The following is a 3,629-nucleotide window of genomic DNA, read 5'->3' on the forward strand; positions in this document are numbered from 1 at the left end:
TTCAACTCCGCGATAGAAAATGCGATCGACCACACCAGCCTAGAGCCGCACCCCTTCGCCAAAAAGGCAAAAGACATGGGAAGCGCGGCGCAGCTTTTGAGCCTCGTGCTGGTGGCTATCGTGTGGGGGATTTTTATCGTAGAGCGCGTGGTTTAGCGCGTGTTTTGAGCCAAAATCGTGCTTGATAAAAATATTTGGCATTATGAGATCACAAAACTTTTGCAAAATGCATAAAAACAGAGCTTAACAACTAGGGCTTAATTTATATTATTGTAGAAAATTTAATCGATTTGAATTCTGTGGGTCTCTATGTCATAATCTAAATAAAGCTAAAATTGCCAGCACGCAAATCAACACAAAGCAATGCCAAATTTCGGCGCCCATCTAGCGCCGCTTGGCTTTTGCTTTGTCTTTGTTAGTTGCGTTACTCGCACGCTTTGCGGATATCCCAGCGCTCATCTATCTCGCCATTTTCTATGCCTATGACACTAAGCGCGCCTAGAAGCCCCTCATGTATTTTCTTAATGTCACTATCATATATGAAGCGAGGCATTATCGTGGGCGCTATGTATTTTGTCAGCACATCACGCACGCGCTGCTCACTTATCTCATACCACTCGATGATTTCGCCATTTTCATTGCGCTCTAAGCACAAAGTGGCATTCTGAAAAAACACACCTTGCCCCATACAAAAGTTCTCTAGCCCTTCTTTTTCGAGGCTATTATTTAGCTTTGTTATGAGTTTTGATAGTGTTTTTGTCTTGTTTTCACCATTTCCATCCACCTCATCGATACCATCGACAAATATCTCATCCAGCAGCTGCGGCTCTGGCTTTATGTGGTATTGCGCGAAGTTTATCGTGCTGGCTTTGCGCTTGCTTATGATGATGAGATGCAGATTATCCGGTATCATGAGGCGCTCATCACTAAGTGGCATCAGCACACTCATAGGCTGGAATCCACCCGCGCGCCTACTTGGCGCAAATGCGCTATCTAGTCCTTGCGACAAAAGCATATTTGCATCACGCAACTCAATAATGCAAATATGCGGCAGCATCTCGCAAAAATAGTGGTTTAGTATCGCCCAATAAGGCGTGGGATTGTGTATTAGGCTGGCACTATCTGGCGCGATTTGGCTAAGCTCTTCTAGCGTGTTTAGCTCATAGAATCCATTTTCATCAAGCGTTTCAAAAAGCCTTCTTAGCGCGCTTTTATCGATAGCCACTCTATCGCCATCGCCCCCACGCCAATATGCAGCAATCTCACCATTTTCCACACGCAAGCCGATACTTCTGCCATGTTCTTTGGATGAGATTTCACTAAGCGTGCCATTTTCTATCCTAGCGCATATTTCAGCAAACGCGTATTCAAACTCGCGCATTTTTGAGGCTTGCAGCACTATCTTTTTTAGCGCACCATCACGCACTTCGCCTATCGCGCTATGTGTGTATTCTAGCAAGTATTGCCATTCGCACCTGTGATTTGCCGGCTCGATGAGTGATATCTGCCCTCTTTGCCTAAAATACTCAAAAAGCGCCATTACACAAGCGCGGGAGCTTATCAAGTCATCATCGCTTTTTGGTTTGATAAGTCCGCGCTTGATGGATTCTGCGCGGATACGCGAGGAATCAAGCATGCCATCATACCACTCATCTTGATAGTTATCCTGCCATTCAGCAAATGCTTTTTCAAACTCCGACTCGCTTGAAAAATCCTCCCTGCAAGGCTTTACTATGCCAAAGTTTAGAATATTTAGCGCCTCATCTATCGCATAGTAAGTTTTGCCTGCACCTTGTGCCCCGTAAAAAATCTGATTCAATGCTTTGTTTTGTAGCATTTTCATCGCTGCTCCTTTTAGGAAAATTTAGTTTGCCGAAACAAACGAAGGGATTCTATGAAAGGAAAGTAAATATATCCATTATTAATTTTTTATATATTTTATATAGAAATAATCATGTAATAATTGGCTACAAATCTCGTATTTACTGTGATTTATAGCTATATATAAAAAAGAAAAATAAGGGCAAATATAATAAAATACAACACGATATAGTAGAATATCTCCACTATATCGTGAGATAAAATGAGTAAAAAATAATTTTATTTATTATTTTATTATTTTTTATCTGCTTTTAGCCTTTTTAATAGCTCTGCCATAAAATCCCGAATCCCTCTGACAAAAAACTTTTTAAAATCCTCTTCGCTTATCATATCGCTTTTGGCGTTATTGCAAACACAGCAGGCAAGCACACAATTATCTGCAAAATAGCCATTATTTGGATTTTTTCTGTCTATTTGCAGTTTTGCACTAAAGCTTGGCTTTTTGGATTCTATATATTTAAATTTAAACAGCTCATTAAGCTCATTTTGCTTTACCTTGCAATAACTGCATTCTTTTGGTTGTTTGTCATACCACAATACAAACTCCTCAAAACTCCAGAATTTGTCAAAATTACCATTGGCTTTTTTGTCGCTGTATTTCGATAGATATCTTGTCCATAAGTCTTTTTTGTCTTTATCTATCGATTTGTAAAAACCCTCGATTTCCGCTTGAGTATATGCCTTTCCTAGCAATTTTTGCGAGTGTTTTGCAAGCGCATCGATAGTTTTTTTTGGCTCTAGCTTCCTTTTCATCTATGCCTTCAAGCTCTGCTATGCGTTGAAAGTTATCGCATTTAAATCGCGCCCACATAATTTTTTCAAGCCACTTCAAATCTTGGTTGATGTTCTTTTCCATTTTTTCTCCTTGTGTTTTGCCCTAAGGTGGGATGTGGCGTGTATTGTATTCAAAAAAAAAAAAACGCAAGGGCTGCGCCCTTAAGTTTAAGGTTTTTTGAAAATTTGGGTTAAAATGAGGGGCGATGAGCGCAAAGCATACAAATAGTGAGGGGGGGGGGTAACATTTTGGATATATTGGATATAGATAGCGATTTGCTTGCCTGCGTTCTTGCTAATATTTTTGCTAGCATTCTTGCTTGGTTTTAGTGCTTGGATTTTTGGTCTCAAGCGCAGAATTGACAGAATCCGATAAAATGGTATTTTAGAAAAACATGCTTTACTTCGCGTAAGCCAACAAAATCTCACTCAATCTAAATGTTTACCAAACCACAATCCTATTTAAAGGATGTGTAAGTGGTTTTTCTTCGAGTATTTGTATGTTTTTGTGGATTATATCTTTGTAGTTTTCTATTTTATAAGAGCCTAGTGATGGACCTGAAATGTCATTATATGTGATATACCCATGTGTTGCATTATTGATTATTTTTTCAAGATACAAATCTTGAATATCTTTGCTTAACTCGCTAAAAGCATAATTACTGATTACTAAATCATAGTCGCTTGTATTTAAAGCATCCAGGTTTGCAAAAAGTAATTTTTCTTGGTTTAAATCTTCATAACAAGAAAGATATTTTTTGCTTAAATCCAAAGCGCTTTGCAAATCTACAAATGTATAGCTTTGGACATTAAACTTTGACATGATAATTCTAGCTTGTCCGCCATATCCCACGCCAATTTCGCAGATTTTTAGATTGTTTAAATCACCAAAATGAAGCATTAAGTCTGAAAGAACTTTTATATAGCGTAGCGTTGAGGGAGAGATTTTCCCAACACCAAAATATCTTTTACCC

At 38.9% G+C, this 3,629-nt stretch carries 4 protein-coding genes; 1 reads left to right on the forward strand and 3 read right to left on the reverse strand.

Annotated elements, in window-relative coordinates; translation table 11 throughout:
* Positions 1-12: 12 nt before the first annotated feature.
* Entirely contained in the window at positions 13-156 is a 144-nt protein-coding gene (locus tag BKN38_RS09960; RefSeq protein ID WP_083329111.1) for a diacylglycerol kinase, read from the forward strand.
* 268 nt (positions 157-424) lie between these two features.
* Here the strand turns inward: BKN38_RS09960 and BKN38_RS09965 are convergent, their stop codons facing one another.
* The 3 genes from BKN38_RS09965 to BKN38_RS09975 form a co-directional block, all read right to left on the reverse strand.
* Positions 425-1,843 (reverse strand): hypothetical protein, encoded by a 1,419-nt coding sequence (locus BKN38_RS09965; protein ID WP_066453230.1) that lies wholly within the window; start codon positions 1,841-1,843, stop codon positions 425-427.
* A gap of 272 nt (positions 1,844-2,115) precedes the next feature.
* On the reverse strand, positions 2,116-2,634 hold the full coding sequence (locus BKN38_RS09970) for a hypothetical protein (RefSeq protein WP_066458545.1): 519 nt from the start codon (positions 2,632-2,634) through the stop codon (positions 2,116-2,118).
* A gap of 463 nt (positions 2,635-3,097) precedes the next feature.
* Positions 3,098-3,629 (reverse strand): putative sugar O-methyltransferase (locus tag BKN38_RS09975; RefSeq protein ID WP_256325593.1); only part of this gene is annotated, 532 nt, incomplete at its 5' end.

The organism is Helicobacter sp. CLO-3, from assembly GCF_001854545.1.
Classification (GTDB): domain Bacteria; phylum Campylobacterota; class Campylobacteria; order Campylobacterales; family Helicobacteraceae; genus Helicobacter_B.

Coding starts and splice junctions, on each gene's coding strand:
- BKN38_RS09970 (WP_066458545.1), bottom strand. CDS start 2,634: ATGAAAAGGAAGCTAGAGCCAAAAAAAACTATCGATGCGCTTGCAAAA.
- BKN38_RS09965 (WP_066453230.1), bottom strand. CDS start 1,843: ATGAAAATGCTACAAAACAAAGCATTGAATCAGATTTTTTACGGGGCA.